This window comes from Kutzneria sp. 744, from assembly GCF_000568255.1.
GTDB lineage: Bacteria > Actinomycetota > Actinomycetes > Mycobacteriales > Pseudonocardiaceae > Kutzneria.
Map to the genome: position 1 here is coordinate 3,908,707 of NZ_KK037166.1, position 16,129 is coordinate 3,924,835.

Consider the following 16,129-nt stretch of genomic DNA (forward strand, 5'->3'; position numbering starts at 1 on the left):
CGCCTCGGGCGGTTCCCGCGGTGATCCCCCCCGGACTGATCTCATTCGTCGGCGCCGGCCCCGGCGCGGCCGACCTGATGACCTTCCGCGGCGCCGACCGGCTGGCCAGGGCCGACGTCGTGGTGTGGGCGTCGTCGCTGGTGCCGGCCGAGGTGCTGGAGCACGCCAATCCGGCAGCCGAGCGGCACGACTCCGCCGGCATGACGCTGGAGGACGTGCTCGAGGTCTACGCAAGCCACCCCGACGCGGCCATCGTCCGGCTGCATTCCGGCGACCCGACCGTGTACGGGGCGATCGGCGAGCAGATCGACTGGTGTCGGCGGACCGGTCGGCCGTACGAGATCGTGCCGGGCGTCGGTTCTCTCGGCGCCGTCGCGGCGGCCGTTGGATGTGAACTGACTTCACCGACGATTTCACAGTCGATCGTGTTAACACGCCTGGCCGGTGGTCGGACGGCCGCGTCGATGCCCGACGGCGAGACGGTCGCCTCGTTCGCGTCGCACCGCACGACGATGGCCGTCTACCTCTCCGCGCAGCGTCCCGAGCAGTTGCAGGCCGAGCTGCTCGCCGACGGGAACGGCTACTCCGCCGACACGCCGGCGGTCGTCGTCGCGAAGGCGACATGGCCGGACGAGCGCATCGTCACCACCACCGTCGGCGAACTCGCCGCCGATCTGCGGGCGTCCGGGATCCGGACCGCCGCGCTGGTGCTCGTCGGCGAAGCGCTCCGCGCCGACCGCGAGGTCCAGCGCACCAGGTTGTACGACCCGGCCTATTCGCACGGTTGTCGGCGGCGGTCGGCCGAGGGCACCACGGAGGGCCGGCCGATTCCGGTGGAGAAGCGGAGGCTGCCATGACCGGCGTGCTCACCATCGTCGGTCTCGGACCGGGCGACGCACGACACCGCACACCGGCCGTGACCGAGGCGATCGCCGACGCCGAGGCCGTCTACGGCTACTCCGCCTATATAGACGCCTGCGACGACATCCTTCGCCCGGAGCAGGTCGTCGTCCGCGGGCAGATGACCGAGGAGAAGCTCCGCGCCGAGCAGGCCGTCGAGGCCGCGGCCGGCGGCCGGCGGGTGGTGCTCGTGTCGTCGGGCGACGCCGGTGTGTACGGCATGGCGACGTTGGCGTTGAGCAATGCGTACGAAATCGGGGAAACCGCACGACCCGAGGTCCGCGTGCTGCCCGGCGTCACCGCGGCGCTCGCGGCCTCGGCACTGGTCGGCGCCCCGCTCGCGCACGACTTCGCCTGCCTGACGCTGTCCGACCTGCTGACTCCTTGGGAGGAAGTGGAGCGCCGGCTGCGGGCCGTCGCCGAGGCGGACCTGGCCATCGCGCTCTACAACCCCCGCTCCAAAGGGCGGCCGTGGCAGCTCGACCGCGCCCGCGAAGTTCTGCTCGAACGCCGCGCGCCTACTACTCCGGTGGCGTTGGTCGCCGACATCGCCCGCGACGGGCAGCGCGTCGAGCTCACCACGCTCGCCGACCTCGACTGCGACAAAGTCGGCATGACCACCACCGTGCTGATCGGTTCGTCGAGCACCCGGCGGTTCGGCGACTGGCTGGTGACGCCCCGATCGGCGGCCGGGCAGAGTGCTGGGCGGAGTACCGGGTGACCGTGCACCTCGTGGGCGCCGGCCCCGGTGATCCCGGTCTACTCACCTGCCGTGCGGCCGAACTTCTCAAGTCCGCCGAAGTTGTCGTCTACGACCGTCCGTCGATGGTCGACATCGTCGACATCGCGAATTCCGCCGAAGTTGTGCATTGCGTCGGCAAAGCAGGAAGTCGTCCGGCATGGCCCCAGGCCGACGTGAACGAGCTTCTCGTCGAACTCGGGCGGGCCGGCCGTGAGGTGGTCCGGCTGAAGGCCGGCGACGCCTTTGTCGTCTCGCGCGGCGGCGAGGAGGCCGTCGCACTGGCCGCCGCCGGTGTGCCGTTCGACATCGTGCCGGGCATCTCGGCGGCCATCGCCGCCCCGGCGCTCGCCGGCATTCCGGTGATGGTCCGGCAGGTCGCCACCACCCTGACCGTCGTCGCCGGCAACGACGACCCCGAGTACCGCCAGCACATCGACTGGGGCGCCATCGCCCGTGTCGGCGGCACGATCGTCGTTCTCACCGGTCGGTCCGCGCTGCGGGACATCGCCGCCCAGCTGATGGCCGGCGGCCTGCCCGCCGACACTCCCGTCGCGGCCATCAGCGCCGCGAGCCGTCCGCACCAGCGCACCGAGCTCGGCACCCTCGCCGCGCTGCCCAACCCGCGGCTTCGCCCGCCGGTGACCTTCGTGATCGGCGAGGTGGCCGCGCTCGACCTGTTGGCGATCAACGGACCGGTGGAGGGATCCGATGCACATTCCTGACGGGTTCGTGAACGCGCCGGTCTCCATCGCGGGCGGGGTGGTGGCGGTGGCGGGGCTGGCACTGTGCAGCCGGAACCTGGGGCCGTCGCTGCGGGACCGGGACATCCCCCTCGCGGGGCTGGCGGCGGCGTTCTTCCTGGTGCTGGAGGCGCCGATCTTCCCGATCGGGGTGGGCACGGGCGGTCACCTGCTGGGCGGGACGCTGGCGGTGGCGCTGCTGGGACCCTGGCTGGGGCCGGTGGTGATCTCGGGTGGTCCTGGTGGTGCAGGCTGTTCGCCGGCGACGGAGGCGTGACGGCGCTGGGGGTGAACGCGGTGAACATGGCGTTGATCCCGGCGGTGGTGGGCTATCCGCTGATCCTGGGCCTGCGGAAGGTGCTGCCGAAGACGAAGCTCTGGGTGGCGATCGCCTGTGGGCTGGCGGGCTTCGTGTCGGTCACCGCGGGCTCCGTCCTGTACAGCCTGGAGTATGCGGTGGGCGGCGCGACGGCGGTGCCGCCGGTGACGGTGGCGGTGACGACGATCGGCACCTACACGGTGATCGCGGTGTTCGAGGGCCTGGTGACGGGCCTGATCGTGGCGGCGCTGCTGCGGCTGAGGCCGGATCTGGTGCGGGTGGGCCGGCATCTGACACGGGCGAGCGCATGAGCGAGCTTGCGAGCGAATCATTCAACGCAGTGCGTCCGCGAACGCGGACACCGAGCGCTAGCGAGGTGCCGCAGTGAGCGGAGCCGCCCACAATCCGGGCGCGGACCTGCTGATCCCGGCGGACACGCCGCTGCACCGGGCGGCGCCGCAGTGCAAGGTGGCGGCGACGGCGCTGTGCATCCTGCTGGTGGCCTGCACGCCGCGGGACACGTACTGGCCGTACCTCGGCTACGTCCTCGCGCTGGCCGTGGTGACGTATATCGCCCAGATCCCGGCGACGATGTTGCTGCGGCGGCTGGTCGTGGAGATCCCGTTCGTGTTCTTCGTGGTGCTGCTGCCGTTCCTCGCGACCGGCCCGAAAATCCACGTCCTGGGCGTTCCGCTGGCGATCGCGGGCCTGCAGTCCGGGGCGTCGATCGTGTTGAAGGCCAGCTTCGGCCTGCTGGCCACGGGTGTGCTGGCGGCGACCACGCCGCTGCCGGAGGTGATCACGGGCCTGGAGCGGCTCCGGGTGCCGAAGATCTTCACCGCGGTGGCGTCGTTCATGATCCGGTACGCCGAGGTGCTGAACTCGGAGCTCAACCGCCTGCGCACGGCCCGGGCCTGCCGCGGCGCGGATCCGCGATGGCTGTGGCAGGCCAGGGACACGGCCCTGTGTGTGGGCGCGTTGTTCGTCCGCGCCTTCGAACGGGGCGAGCGGGTCTATCTCGCCATGGCGTCCCGCGGCTACGAGGGATCGCTGCCGGCGACGCTGACCGGGGAGCCGGCCAAGCGCGGGACCTGGGCGGCGGCGCTGACCGTCCCGACGATCTTTGCCGCGTTGACGGCGACAGCGTGGGCGACGGCATGACCGCGCCGGCGATGGTGCTGCTTGGCCACGGCAGCCGTGACGCGGACGGCGTCGACGAGTACTGGGCGCTGGCGGAGGCGGTGAAGGCCAGCGCGCCGGATCTCCGGATCGGCTGCGGTTTCGTCGAACTGGCCGAACCGGGCGTGGACGAGGCCATCGACCGCCTGGTCGCGGACGGCGCCCACGAGATCGTGGTGGTGCCGCTGGTCCTGCTGGCCGCCGGACACCTCAAGAACGACGGTCCGGCGTCGATGGCCCGTGCCCGCCAACGACACCCGTCCGTCCACTTCAGACTGGCCCGGGACCTGGGCATCGAGCCGACGATCCTGTCGATCGCCGAGGAACGGATCCGCGACGCCGCGGGCGACGCGGATCCGGAGAAGCTCGGCGTCGCGCTGATCGGGCGCGGCTCGTCGGACCCCGATGCCTGCTCCGACCTGTGGAAGGTCGGCCGGCTGCTGGCCGACAAGCGGGGTCTCGGCACGATCGAGCCCGGCTTCGTGTCCGTCGCCCGCCCGAACGTCGCCGAGGCGATGGAACGCTGCCGCCTGCTCGGCGCGACCACCATCGTGGTCAGCCCTTTCTTCCTGTTCACGGGCATGCTGGTGCCGCGAATCCACCAGCAGGCCGGCGAATGGGCGGCCGAGCACCCGGAGATCACGGTCCGCGGCGGCGGCCACCTCGGCCCCGATCCACGGCTGGCGCGAATCGTCCTGGAGCGCTATCGCGAGGCGCTGCACGGGGACGTCCGGATGAACTGCGACCTGTGCACGTACCGGGTCCAGCTGCCGGGCTACGAGGACAAGGTCGGGCTGCCGATTTCCCTTACTCCGCACGGCGACGAGCCGGCCCGCGGCAAGCGGAAGGCCCGCCGGGCGATCCGCACCCCGTCCCCCGCGCCGACGGTCGAGGTCCGCCGTGGCCGGTTCATGCCCTCCACCACGGCCTCGAACGAGCAGGCCGCGATCGAGATCCGCGGCGTCAGCTTCGACTACCCCGACGGCACGTCCGCTTTGTCCACTGTGGACCTGACCATCTATCGCGGCGAACGGGTCGCGCTGCTCGGACCGAACGGCGCCGGCAAGACGAGCCTGGTGCTGCAACTCAACGGCGTCCTCACGCCGTCGGCGGGCGAGGTCCTGATCAGCGGCACCGCCGTCGGCCCGAAGACGCTCAAGGACGTCCGCCGCAAGGTCGGCGTCGTCTTCCAGGATCCCGACGACCAGCTGTTCACCCCGACCGTCGGCCGGGACGTCGCATTCGGGCCGGCCCATCTCGGCCTGAAGGGCGACGAGCTCAAGGAGCGCGTGACCGAGGCACTGTCCTATGTGGGCCTTGCCGATCTCGCCGATCGCCCACCGCACCGGCTTTCCCTCGGCCAGCGCCGCCGCGCGGCGGTCGCGACCGTGCTGGCCATGCACCCCGAGGTCCTCGTGCTCGACGAGCCATCGTCCAATCTGGACCCGGCGGCCCGGCGCGAGTTCGCGGATCTGGTGAAACGACTGGGCATGACCACACTGTTGGTCACCCACGACCTGCCGTACGCGCTGGAACTGTGCCACCGCGCCGTGGTGTTGGACCACGGCCAGGTCGTCGCGGACGGCCCGATCCGGGAGATCCTCGCCGATTCCGGCTTCATGAGCGCGCACCGGCTGGAGCTGCCGGCCGGCTTCAATCCCTTGGGAGGCTGACGAAGTGGCCCGCCTTGCCGCCCTGGTCGCCGTGCTGCTGCTGGCGCTGGCCGCGCCCGCGTCCGCCCACGACGCCGACGCGCACACGCCGCCGGACCGCGTCGGAGACCTGCGCAGCGCCCTGATCCAGTCTAGCCAGGAACTGCCGTCGGGCGTGCAGTTCCAGGTGTTGCAGAACGGCGAAGCCCTGTGGCTGCGCAATTCCACTCGAACGGATGTCGTCGTTCTCGACCCGGACGGCGCGCAGCGCTACCAGATCGGCCCCGAGGGCGCGGCGGTCAACGCCGCCCTCCCGGCCGAGCCGACGCCGTCGGGCGACATCAGCGAGGACCCGGAGAAGCCGACCGGCGACGCGGCCAAGGCCCCGCGCTGGCAACGCATCTCCGCCGATCCGGCGGTGCAGTGGCACGATCACTACGCGCACTGGGGTGACGCAACACTTCCGTCGCAGGTTGTGTCCGATCCGGGCCACGAGCACCTGATCCGGGCCTGGCGGGTCGATCTCGTCTCGGACGGCAGGACCTACCAGGTGCGCGGCGAGCTGCGCTGGATCCCGGGACCGTCGCCCGCACCGTGGATCCTGGTCACGGTGTCATTGGCGATCGCCGCCTCGCTTTTGGGCCTTGTCCGCCGCAGCCAGCGGCCGCTGGCAGTCGCGACGGCCGTGCTGGTGCTGGCCGCCGCCACCCACGGAATTGCCACAATTCTTGGTCGGCAGGCCGAGAATCAGTGGACTGTCCTTTCGCACGAGTACCTGCCGGTCGTGCTCGCCTGGTTGATCGGGGCGGCGGCGGTGGCCCTGCTGGCGGCCGATCGGAGCACCGGACGATGGTTCGCGGCGCTGGCCGCGGTGGGCTTGGGCGCCCTCGCCTTTCTCCAGGATCTGCCGGTGTGGTGGAGCTCGACCAGCATCGTGGCGCTGCCCGTCGAACTGGACCGCGCGCTGGTGTCGATCACAGCGGGTGTCGCCGTGGGCGTGGTGATCACGGTGCTTCGGACACCGAACATCACCCGATCGGACGCTGTAACGGCAACGCAGGGAGACGACCCTGCCCGTGTGGACGGGGATTCACCTCAAGGCAGGTAGACGTCCCGGCCCCGATCACTACACTCCCGAGGGCTACCACCGAAACGCCAGGGTGCGCGCCGTTCGCAGCACCGGACCACGAGGTGCGCCGTGCTTGACCACACGAGCTGGGCTCACACCTACATCGATCTGGACACGCCCAACGCGGCCCGGATCTACGACTACCTTCTCGGCGGGGCCACCAACTCCGAGGCCGACCGCGAGCTGGCGCGCCAGGTCATCAAGGCGATGCCCGAGGTGCAGTACCTGACGAGGGCCAATCGCGCGTTCCTGCGCCGCGCCGTACGCCATCTGGTCGATCTGGGTGTCCACCAGTTCATCGACATCGGCTCCGGCATCCCGACCGTCGGCAACGTGCACGAGGTGGCGCAGGCGCGCGACCCGCGCTGCCGCGTCGTCTACGTCGACCGCGAGCCGACGGCAGTCGTCCACAGTGAACTCCTGTTGCAGGACAACGAGTTCGCCGCCGTCGTGCAGGAGGACTTCCGCCGGCCGGGCGCCGTCCTGTCGTCACCGGAAGTGCAGCGCCTGATCGACTTCGACCAGCCGGTGGGCCTGCTGCTGTTCGCGCTGCTGCACCACATCCCCGACGAGGACGAGCCGGCCGAGCTGATGTCGGTGTACCGCGAGGCGCTGCCCGAGGGCAGCTATGTGGCGCTGTCGCACCCCACCCACGAATCCGTCACCGACCACATCCTCACCGTCTACGACCTGTACGCCGCCAACCAGACGCCGATCACGCTGCGCGGCCTGGCCGACGTCGCCACACTGGTCGACGGTTTCGAACCACTGGAGCCGGGCATCGTGTACGTGCCACGCTGGCGACCGGAGTTCCCCGAGGACGCCGACCATGACGAGGAGGCCGCCATGTACGGCGTGGTGGCGAGGAAGTGCTGACGTGCCGATGCTGGACAGACCGAAATGGGCGCCCAAACGCATCGACCTCACCCGGCCCAGCGGGGCGCGGGTGTACGACTACCTGCTCGGCGGCGGCTGCAACACGGCGGCCGATCGGAAGCTGGCCAAGCGCCTGATCGAGGTGATGCCGCAGGTGCGCGCCACCGTGCGGCTGAACCGGAGCTTCCTGCGCCGGGCGGTGACCTATCTGGTCGGCCAGGGCGTCACGCAGTTCCTGGACATCGGCTCGGGCATCCCGTCCGTGGGCAACGTGCACCAGATCGCCCAGGGCCTCGATCCGAAGTGCCGCGTGGCGTACGTGGACAACGACCCGATCGCCATCGCCTACGCGGAGCCGCTGCTGCGGGAGAACGAGCTGGCCACGGCGGTGCTGGGCGACTTCCGCTCGCCGGAGGGCGTGCTGGGCGCGCCGGAGGTCCGGGCGCTGATCGACTTCGACCGGCCGGTCGCCGTGCTGACGCTACTGATGCTGCACTTCGTCCCGGACAGCGCCGACCCGGCGCGGCTGATGGGCCGCTACCGGGACGCGCTGGCGCCCGGCAGCCACGTCGCACTGTCCCATCCGAGCTTCACCGGCGCGGACGGCGCGCTGCTCGCCGAGGCCCAGACGGTCGGCGACATCGTGCAGGACACCATGGAGCCGCTGCACCTGCGCACCGCCGATGACCTGCTGCGCATCATCGCCGGCTTCGAGCCGGTGCCGCCCGGCGTGGTCCATCTGCCGCTGTGGCGGCCCGACTCCGCCGCGGACGTCGGCCGTCACCCGGAGAGTTCGCTCGTCTACGGAGTGGTGGCGGCGAAGCCGTAGCCGACGCCGAATACACTTACCGGCCGGGATGCCGGAACGAGCGAGGTGGCGATGACCGAGGACGGTCGCAGCGCCCAACTGCGCGAGTTCGCCGAGGGCTGGGCCGCGGCCATCATCGACACCAGCTACGTGCCGATGTCCCGGCGCGAGATCGAGGACTTCCTGCTGGACCTGTCCGGCAACCTGCTGACCGCGCTGGTCAGCGAGCCGTTCGACCCCGAGCCGGCGATCGAGGTCGGGGCCCGGCTGGTCAACGCCCACTTCACCGCCCCGGAGGCGCTCGGCCGCACGCTGCAGCTGCTCGGCACCGGCCTGGTGCGGCCTGCCGGCATCTCCAGCGAGGACCTCAAGCTGCTGGACCGGGTCGTCCAGCTGCTCGGACGGCTCAGCACCGGCTACTCGGAGGCGCTGCGCGAGCGCACCTTCGAGGAGCAGGAGGTCATCAAGCAGGCCATGTGGCTGGCCACGGACGTGGCGCAGCGGCGGCTGCAGGACAGCGAGTCCCGCTTCCTGGCCGTGTTCGACTCGGCGCCGATCGGGCTGGCCATCGGCGACTTCGACTCCAACATCCTCGAGTCCAACCAGGCGCTGCAGGAGCTGCTCGGCTACAGCCGCGAGGAGCTCAACGGGCTGACCGGCGCGGACATCCTGCACCCGGACGACATCCCCGACACCCTTCAGCGCTACGACCGGCTGTTCCGCGGCGAGTACCCGTCGTTCCGCAGCCGGCAGCGGCTGCTGAAGAAGGACGGCGACATGCTGTGGGCCAACGTCACCGTGTCCGCGGTGCGTGACTCCACGGGCGTGGCCACGTACCAGGTGGCGATGGTCGAGGACGCCACCGAGCTGCACTACGCGAACCAGGCGATGGCCACGCTCGGCATGCAGGACCCGCTGACCGGCCTGCCGACCAGGACGGCGTTCATGGCCCGGCTGGACAGCGTGCTCGGACGTGTGGACCGGCCGCGGCGGGTCGCGCTGTGCGTGTTCGGCATCGACGGGTTCGCCGCCATCAACGACGGGCTCGGCCCCGAGGTCGGCGACGAGGTGCTGCTCAAGCTGGGCACCAAGCTGCGCTATCACGCCGAGGACAACAAGATGCTGGCCGCCCGGCTCGGCGGCGACGAGTTCGCGCTGCTGATCGAGGAGTCCGAGGGCACCCGGACCGTGACGCCGCTCGTCGAGGAGGCCATGCGGCTGATCAACGAACCGGTGACGGTGCTCGGGCACCGGCTGTCCGTACACGCCAGCGCGGGCATCGTGGAGCGGGCGGTCGGTCGGGAACAGCCGGCGGAGCTGCTGCGGGACGCCACGATGGCGCTGCACTGGGCCAAGCAGGGCGGCAAGGCGCAGTGGGCCCTGTTCGACAAGCAGCGTTGCGACCGTGACCGCGCGCAGCTCCAGCTGGCGCTGACCATGCCCGTGGCCTTGGACAACGGCGAGTTCACCGTCATCTACCAGCCGATTCGCGCCCTCGGCGACAACCGTCTGATGGCCGTCGAGGCGCAGCTGGCCTGGGATCACCCCGAGCACGGCGTGCTGCCGCCGGCGGAGTTCCTGGCGTTGGCCGAGCGCACCGGGCTGGTGGTGCGGCTGTCCGAGTGGCTGCTGCTGGAGGTGTGCCGGCAGGCGCGCGAATGGCAGCTGGAGTTCGGCGAGCGCGCCCCGGTCGTGAGCGTGAAGATGCCGCCGCGGCAGGCGCGAGACCCCGACTTCCTGCCGAACGTGCTGCGGGCGCTGGCCGACAGCGGCCTCGACGGCAATCTGCTGCGGCTGGAGCTCGAACCCGACGCCCTCGACGGCGAAGGCGACGAGCAGGAGGAGGACATGATCCTGCTCGCCGAACGCGGCATCACCTTCAGCATCTCCGGGCTGTCGGGGCACCCGCCGGAGCGCCTGGCGGCCCGACCGCTGACCGCGCTCAAGAGCCGGGATCTAGTGGTCGCCCAGGCCAACGGGGAGCGGGAGACGATTCCGGCGACGGTCTCGTGGAACACCGTGTCGCTGGCCCACCAGATGGGCATGCAGGTGATCGCCGAGAACGTGGACACCCTGGACGATGTGGCGTGGCTGCGGGAGATCGGCGTGGACGCCGGTCAGGGCGTGGCGCTCGGCGAGCCCGGCGGCCCCGAGGACATCGGACCGCTGATCACACGGTGACCGGTGTGCGGACGAGGTTCCGCGCGGCCGGAGCCAGCTTGCGCAGGCTCAGTCCCAGCGCCAGCATGCCCAGCGTCAACGCGGCCGTGAACACCGTGACCTCAACCCAGCCGCCGCCCGAAAAGGCAAGCCCGCCAACGGATCCGCCGACGCTGCTGCCCAGGTAGTAGCACAGCTGGTAGGCGGCGGCCGCCTGCGCCGGATGGGCCGCGCGGGCGCTGACCCAGCCGCTGGCGACCGTGTGGCCGGCGAAGAAGCCGGCGGTGAGCAGCAGCAGTCCCAGGACGACGAGCACGATGTTGTCGAAGAGCATCAGTCCGAGGCCGGCCAGGCTGACCAGCGCCGTCCCCCACAGCACCTGGCGCCGGCTGTAGCGGTCGACCAGCCGGCCGGCGACCGGGGAGCTGACCGTGCCGGCGAGGTAGGCGACGGAGATCAGGCCGACGATCGCCTGCGACAGGCCGAAAGGGGCGGCCGTGAGGCGGAAGCCGAGGTAGTTGTAGATCGTGACGAAGCTGCCCATCAGCATCATGCCGATCAGGTAGAGGCGCACCAGACCGCTGTCCCGGAAGCAGCGGCCCAGCGAGCGCATCCCGATCGGCTTCTGGTTGAAGTTCGACGAGGACGGCATCACCGCGCGGAACAGCAGGGCGCAGGCCAGCGAGGTCACACCGACAGCGCTGAGCGCCCAGCGCCAGCCGCCGAGATCGGTGACCAGGCCCGCGATCACACGGCCGGCCATGCCGCCGATGCTGTTGCCGCCGATGTAGAGGCCGACGGCGAATCCGAGCGATCCTCGGTGTACTTCCTCGGCGAGATAGGCCATTGCGACCGCGGGCAGGCCGGCGACCGCCAGGCCCTGCAACGCCCGCAAGGCCAACATGACGGTGAAGTTCGGGCTGAAGGCGACGGCGATCTGGAGCAGCGCCGTGGCGAACAGCGACGCCGTCATGAGCGGCATTCGGCCCCACCGCTCGGAAAGCATGCTCAGCGGCACGATCGCCAGGGCCAACATGCCGGTGGCGACGGAGATCGCCAGGCTCGACTCGGTGGGCGTGAGCCGAAAGTCCCTGGCGAACAAGGGAAGCAGCGGTTGCACGCAGTAGAGGACCATGAACGTGGCCAGGCCGGCGGCGAACAGGCCGAGGTTGATGCGACGGAATCCCTTGCTGCCACGGCGATGTGCTTGATCTTCGGGCGCATGGGTCACGGTCATGCACTGGAAGCTAGTTGCCGCTCGTTCATGCGTCCAATACAGGAATCGCCAGGATTCGATCCATAGGTGAATAGGTTGACCGCAATGTGCGCGAACACCGTTGCCGCCACGGCAAGCGGGAACGCGGCGAGGGCGCCCATCAACGACAGGGTGCTCGCGATCGTGAGAAAGAACACCGAGGACGTGAAGGCTCCGACCACGACCGAACGCAGGGAGATGACCGCCACCGGGCCGCCGGCCCCATGATGCCCGTGCGCGGCGAACAGTGCTGCGAACAAAGGAAAAGAGGCCACAAGGCCGATCGTTCTCGACCCGACCATCGTGGCAGTCGCGAGGACCGACGTCGTCATGACCGTGGCGACGGCGATGCGGGCCGGAAGTTCCCACGGCAGGGGCAGAACCTCGCGCGGCGTCAGAGCCGGCCAGGCCGCCAGCGTCGCCGCCAGACCCGTCGGCACGAGGAATTCCAGTACCGGCAAGGAGAAGTCGTGCAGGCTCAGCGTGAGCGCGGCGATCGCGTAGCAGCAGATGGCGATCGGCAGCGCGATCGACCAGCGGTGGGCAAGCGCCGTGCGGGCGTAGCCGAGGCAGAAGGCGGCGATCGCCAACTGGCCGGACAGGGTCGCGATCGCCGTCTGGACGGCGAAGGTCTCGCCCTCGCGGACGGTCAGCAGCGTGAGCGAGGAGGCAGCGGTCAGCGGGAGGCCGACGAGGCGGCCGCCGAACAGTGTCGCCCAGCGGCGTTGGAGGAGGGTGGCGGCAATGATCAGGGTGGGCGTCAGGAGGAGTTTGAGCAGGTCGGGCCCCATGACTTCGACCCTCTCAGTAATGCCGCCTCATTTGTCGCGGAATTCTCAGCACTTGGCCGTCATTGGCCGCGATCTCCTCGGTAGATTGGCACCATGACTTCGGAAGTCGCAGTGGACGCCGTCGACCGGGAGATCCTCACCGTGCTGCTGCACGATGGCCGGGTCACGTATCAGGAGCTGGGTCGGGCCGTCCGGCTGAGCGCCAACGCCGTCGCCGACCGGGTGCGTCGACTCCAGCGGTCGGGGCTCCTGCGCGGCTACCGTGCCGACCTCGACTTCGCCGCCCTCGGCCGGCCGTTGGTGCTGGTCACCGAGGCGCGGCTGCGGGACGGCGTGTCCGGCGCCGAGTTCGAGCGGGGACTGCGCCGGTTTCCGCAGATCTTCTCGGCCGCGCACGTGACCGGGGAGTACGACTACCAGCTGCGGATGGCCTGCGTCGACACCGCCGAATTCGAGGAGTTGATCGAACGGCTCAAGCGTGAGCACGGGGTCCGTGAGCTGCGGAGTCGCCTCGTGCTGAGGCAGATCCCGCTCGACCCGGCCGGTGTGCTGGAGATCACCTGAGGCGTTCGGGTGTATTCGGGACTTGACGCCGGGTGTATTGACCTACGTCCGACGGGCGACGCGGAGCCGGTGGTCCGATACGGTGATGACAGTCACATGTCAAACCGGTCGCACTCAATGCCGAGGAGCTCCGTGGGATACGTCGACTCGTGGACGCAGCGCTATCGCGGCGTGGACCTGGGGCCCCATGGCCTGCTGCTCGGTCGCCTTCTCGTCCGCCGGCGGGCCGTCCATCTCGGTGTCGGCCTGGTCGCCGTGATCCTCGCCCTTCGGGTCGCGCAGTTCCTTCTCGGTTCGACCGCCTTGATCTGGCCGATGTCGCTGACCGCGCTCGTCGCCCTCGCCGCCGGTATCGGCCTCGTTGTCCAGCGCGTCGGCGACGCTCGCGTCGCCGCCACCCAGCGGGAGCACGTCGACCGTTTCGAGCCTGTCGAATTCAACGCCGTCGTCGGCCGCCGCACCCGCATCCTGTTGGCCGTCTCCTACACCGGGGCCGCACTTCTCGGTTTCGCCGCACTTCTCACCGGCGGCGATATTCAGCTCGCCGTCGTATTCCTCGTCGGCGTCGCACTACTGGCCGCCGTCACCTATACCTCGTTGCACGGCGCCCTCACCCGCGCCCCCATCGCCGTCGACCTCGGATCCCTCCAGGCCGACGACCTGCTCCGCGTCCACGACGCCCGCCACGCCGCCGTCGCCTACCCCGTGCTGCTGGCACTGGTGACGATGTCGACCTCGTCGTCGATGTGGTTGTTAACTGTGTACACAGCCGTTTCGGCTGTGATCTCGGTTTTCGCGATGGCCCACGAGCCGTTGACGCCGAAGGTCCCGGTGGCCCGGTGATCCAGCTCGACACCGCGTCGCCCGTTCCGCCGTACGAGCAGGTCAAGTCGCAGTTCGCCCGTCAGATCGCCGAGCGCACCCTGGCCGTCGGCACCCGCCTGCCCACCGTCCGCCAGCTCGCTGCCGATCTCGGCCTCGCCGTCAACACCGTCGCCCGCGCCTACCGCGAGCTCGAGGAGGCCGGCCTCGTCCAGACCCGCGGCCGCGCCGGCACCTTCGTCAGCCCCGCCGGCGAGCACAGCCTCCAGCGCGCCCAGCAGGCCGCCCGCCAGTTCGCCGCCGCCACCGCGGACCTCGGCCTCTCCGCCGACGATCTCCTCCACATCGTGCGCGCGGCCCTCACCCACCCCGCCTGACCCCGGGACCTCCGCCCGCGCCGACCCGCTCCTCCGCGCTTTCCTCAACTTCGCCGAAGTCTCAAGTTCACCGAAGTTCTCAAGTTCGCCGAACTCCCCGACTTCGGCGAAGTTCTCACCTTCGGCGAGGTTCTCCAGGCCGCCGAACTTCTCGACTGCGGCGGAATCGAGAAGTTCGGCGAACTACGGGGCAACGCCCGGCCGGGTGCTGATCACCAGATGGCGGCCGGCACCGAAACGTCGTTCGACAGTCACCAAGTGACCGGCACTGCGACAAGACCGCCGCCGAGCTGGTTGACGCGCAGCTTGATCTCCTCCACCGGGACGGCGAGGCGCAGGGTGGGGATTCGGCGGAGCAGGGCGTCGAACACGATCTGGAGTTCGAGGCGGGCCAGGCTGGCGCCGATGCAGTAGCGGGCGCCGTGGCCGAAGGTCAGGTGCTGGTTGGACGGGCGGGAGATGTCGAAGTGCACGGCGTCGGCGAAGACCCGCTCGTCGTGGTTGGCGGCGCCGGCGCCGAGTAGGACGGCGTCGCCGGCCTTGATCGTGGTGCCGCCGACTTCGATGTCCTCTCGGGCGTAGCGGAGCAGACCGCCACCGCCGGTCATGCTGCGGCGCAGGACCTCCTCGATGGCGGAGGCGGCGAGCTTCTCGTCCTGGACGTAGGCCTCGCGCTGGTCGGGATTGGTCAAGAACAGCACGGTGCCGACGTCGATGCGGACCATGGTGGTCTCGTGGCCGGCGAACAGCAGGCCGGCGCACAGGGCGGACAGCTCCTCGTCGCCGACCCGGTCGCCGTAGTCGGCGACGAGGTCGCTGATCAGGTCGTCGCCGGGCTCGGACCGCTTCCGATGGATGAGCCCCTTCATGTACGCGTTGAGGCTCTCCCAACCGGCGGCGGAGCGAGCGCCGTCGACGGTGTCGCCGACGGCATCGGACCAGGCGCGGAAGTCGTCCCGGTCCTCGTAAGGCACGCCGAGCAGGGCGCAGATGACCAGTACGGGCAGCGGCATGGACAACCGCTCGTGCAGATCGACGGGACCGCCGTCGGCGAGCATGCCGTCGATGACGGTGTCGACGATCTCCTGGACGTGGGGGCGCATCGCCCGCATCCGCCGCGGCGAGAAGGCGGGCATGAGCATCGCCCGCATCATGGCGTGGTTCTCGTCCTCGTTGTCGTCCTCGACGGCGCCGCCGACCAGGACGGAGTTGGTCGTACGGGCAGCTTCCTGCGGATTCGGGTGCGAGCGGCCCAGACGCGGGTCGGCGAACAGCTCGCGGACCTCGTCGTAGCGGGTGACCAGCCACGCCTCGTCGCCGATCTGCGTGCGAATGCGGGTGATGGGCCCTTCGGCCTGAAGCTTCAGCAGTTGCGGTGACGGTTCGAGCAGGCCGCCGTCGACGAACGGCAGCTGCGGCAGTGCGGTCATCGTCCCTCCCCAGGCTACGTATACTTTGAAATATACACACGCCTGTCAACATCGGCGACCTGGTAGGACAGTGCACGTGACGGGACAGCGCAGCGAACGACTGCCACGAGCGCAGCGGCGGGAGCAGATCCTGGCGGCGGCGACGACGGCGTTCGCGCGGGCCGGATTCGCCGCGACGAGCCTGGACGACGTCGCCCACGAGGCCGGTATCAGCCGCATGATCGTCTACCGGCACTTCGACTCGAAGCGGGATCTCTACCGACAGGCCCTGGAACGGATCGGCGACCTGATCGCGGTGGCCGCCCAGGCCGAGAAGATCGACATAAGCACGTTGCACGCGTTCATCGCCGCCGCGGCGGCCGAGCCGGACGGCTTCCGCCTGCTG

At 70.2% G+C, this 16,129-nt stretch carries 18 protein-coding genes; 15 read left to right on the forward strand and 3 right to left on the reverse strand.

The window, feature by feature from the left end:
* Positions 1–20 precede the first annotated feature (20 nt).
* The 11 genes from cobM (at position 21) to KUTG_RS17455 (ending at position 10,526) form a co-directional block, all read left to right on the forward strand.
* Complete coding sequence (cobM, locus tag KUTG_RS17410; RefSeq protein ID WP_198047209.1) at positions 21–857, forward strand: precorrin-4 C(11)-methyltransferase; 837 nt, start codon at positions 21–23, stop codon at positions 855–857.
* Positions 854–1,621: a precorrin-3B C(17)-methyltransferase gene (gene cobJ, locus KUTG_RS17415; protein WP_084579428.1), complete on the forward strand. Its 768-nt coding sequence runs from the start codon at positions 854–856 to the stop codon at positions 1,619–1,621. The genes cobM and cobJ overlap by 4 nt, the downstream gene beginning before the upstream one ends.
* On the forward strand, positions 1,618–2,364 hold the full coding sequence (gene cobA, locus KUTG_RS17420) for a uroporphyrinogen-III C-methyltransferase (RefSeq protein ID WP_043718144.1): 747 nt from the start codon (positions 1,618–1,620) through the stop codon (positions 2,362–2,364). Before cobJ ends, cobA begins: the two co-directional genes overlap by 4 nt.
* A complete protein-coding gene (locus KUTG_RS65235) occupies positions 2,351–2,659 on the forward strand; it encodes an energy-coupling factor ABC transporter permease (protein WP_052394780.1) in 309 nt (102 codons plus the stop codon). The genes cobA and KUTG_RS65235 overlap by 14 nt, the downstream gene beginning before the upstream one ends.
* A complete protein-coding gene (locus tag KUTG_RS65240) occupies positions 2,656–3,012 on the forward strand; it encodes an energy-coupling factor ABC transporter permease (protein WP_052394782.1) in 357 nt (118 codons plus the stop codon). Before KUTG_RS65235 ends, KUTG_RS65240 begins: the two co-directional genes overlap by 4 nt.
* Before the next feature lie 73 nt (positions 3,013–3,085).
* Positions 3,086–3,862 carry a cobalt ECF transporter T component CbiQ gene (gene cbiQ / locus KUTG_RS17430; RefSeq protein ID WP_052394784.1) on the forward strand — a complete coding sequence of 259 codons (777 nt, stop codon included), beginning with the start codon at positions 3,086–3,088 and terminating at the stop codon, positions 3,860–3,862.
* Complete coding sequence (locus KUTG_RS66255) at positions 3,859–5,553, forward strand: CbiX/SirB N-terminal domain-containing protein (protein WP_198047210.1); 1,695 nt, start codon at positions 3,859–3,861, stop codon at positions 5,551–5,553. The genes cbiQ and KUTG_RS66255 overlap by 4 nt, the downstream gene beginning before the upstream one ends.
* Positions 5,554–5,557: 4 nt before the next feature.
* Positions 5,558–6,640, forward strand: a complete 1,083-nt coding sequence (locus KUTG_RS17440; RefSeq protein ID WP_043718147.1) for a hypothetical protein — start codon at positions 5,558–5,560, stop codon at positions 6,638–6,640.
* A 90-nt stretch (positions 6,641–6,730) separates the two neighbouring features.
* Positions 6,731–7,537, forward strand: coding sequence for an SAM-dependent methyltransferase (locus tag KUTG_RS17445; RefSeq protein ID WP_043718151.1), 807 nt, complete (start codon positions 6,731–6,733; stop codon positions 7,535–7,537).
* 7 nt (positions 7,538–7,544) lie between these two features.
* Entirely contained in the window at positions 7,545–8,366 is an 822-nt protein-coding gene (locus KUTG_RS17450; RefSeq protein WP_043729709.1) for an SAM-dependent methyltransferase, read from the forward strand.
* Positions 8,367–8,417: 51 nt separating this feature from the next.
* Positions 8,418–10,526 carry a putative bifunctional diguanylate cyclase/phosphodiesterase gene (locus KUTG_RS17455; RefSeq protein ID WP_052394786.1) on the forward strand — a complete coding sequence of 703 codons (2,109 nt, stop codon included), beginning with the start codon at positions 8,418–8,420 and terminating at the stop codon, positions 10,524–10,526.
* On the opposite strand, the gene KUTG_RS17460 is transcribed toward KUTG_RS17455, so the two are convergent.
* Together KUTG_RS17460 and KUTG_RS17465 are read right to left on the reverse strand one after the other, a co-directional pair.
* Positions 10,516–11,742: an MFS transporter gene (locus tag KUTG_RS17460; RefSeq protein ID WP_043718157.1), complete on the reverse strand. Its 1,227-nt coding sequence runs from the start codon at positions 11,740–11,742 to the stop codon at positions 10,516–10,518. The two genes, KUTG_RS17455 and KUTG_RS17460, sit on opposite strands and share 11 nt — an antisense overlap.
* Entirely contained in the window at positions 11,739–12,551 is an 813-nt protein-coding gene (locus tag KUTG_RS17465; RefSeq protein WP_052394788.1) for a hypothetical protein, read from the reverse strand. The genes KUTG_RS17460 and KUTG_RS17465 overlap by 4 nt, the downstream gene beginning before the upstream one ends.
* Positions 12,552–12,644: 93 nt before the next feature.
* On the opposite strand from KUTG_RS17465, the gene KUTG_RS17470 reads away from it, so the two are divergent.
* From KUTG_RS17470 to KUTG_RS17480, 3 genes are all read left to right on the forward strand, one after another.
* The gene (locus KUTG_RS17470) at positions 12,645–13,115 is read left to right on the forward strand and encodes an Lrp/AsnC family transcriptional regulator (protein WP_232240837.1); all 471 of its coding nucleotides are present in this window, start codon (positions 12,645–12,647) and stop codon (positions 13,113–13,115) included.
* Between the two features lie 132 nt (positions 13,116–13,247).
* Positions 13,248–13,958: a hypothetical protein gene (locus tag KUTG_RS17475; protein WP_043718162.1), complete on the forward strand. Its 711-nt coding sequence runs from the start codon at positions 13,248–13,250 to the stop codon at positions 13,956–13,958.
* Positions 13,955–14,314, forward strand: coding sequence for a GntR family transcriptional regulator (locus KUTG_RS17480; RefSeq protein WP_043718169.1), 360 nt, complete (start codon positions 13,955–13,957; stop codon positions 14,312–14,314). The genes KUTG_RS17475 and KUTG_RS17480 overlap by 4 nt, the downstream gene beginning before the upstream one ends.
* A gap of 251 nt (positions 14,315–14,565) precedes the next feature.
* Here KUTG_RS17480 and KUTG_RS17485 read toward each other — a convergent pair whose 3' ends face one another.
* Positions 14,566–15,744: a cytochrome P450 gene (locus KUTG_RS17485; RefSeq protein ID WP_043718171.1), complete on the reverse strand. Its 1,179-nt coding sequence runs from the start codon at positions 15,742–15,744 to the stop codon at positions 14,566–14,568.
* Positions 15,745–15,820: 76 nt separating this feature from the next.
* Between KUTG_RS17485 and KUTG_RS17490 the strand changes: the two genes are divergently transcribed.
* Positions 15,821–16,129: TetR/AcrR family transcriptional regulator (locus tag KUTG_RS17490; protein WP_232240838.1), on the forward strand; the 309-nt coding region annotated here is incomplete at its 3' end.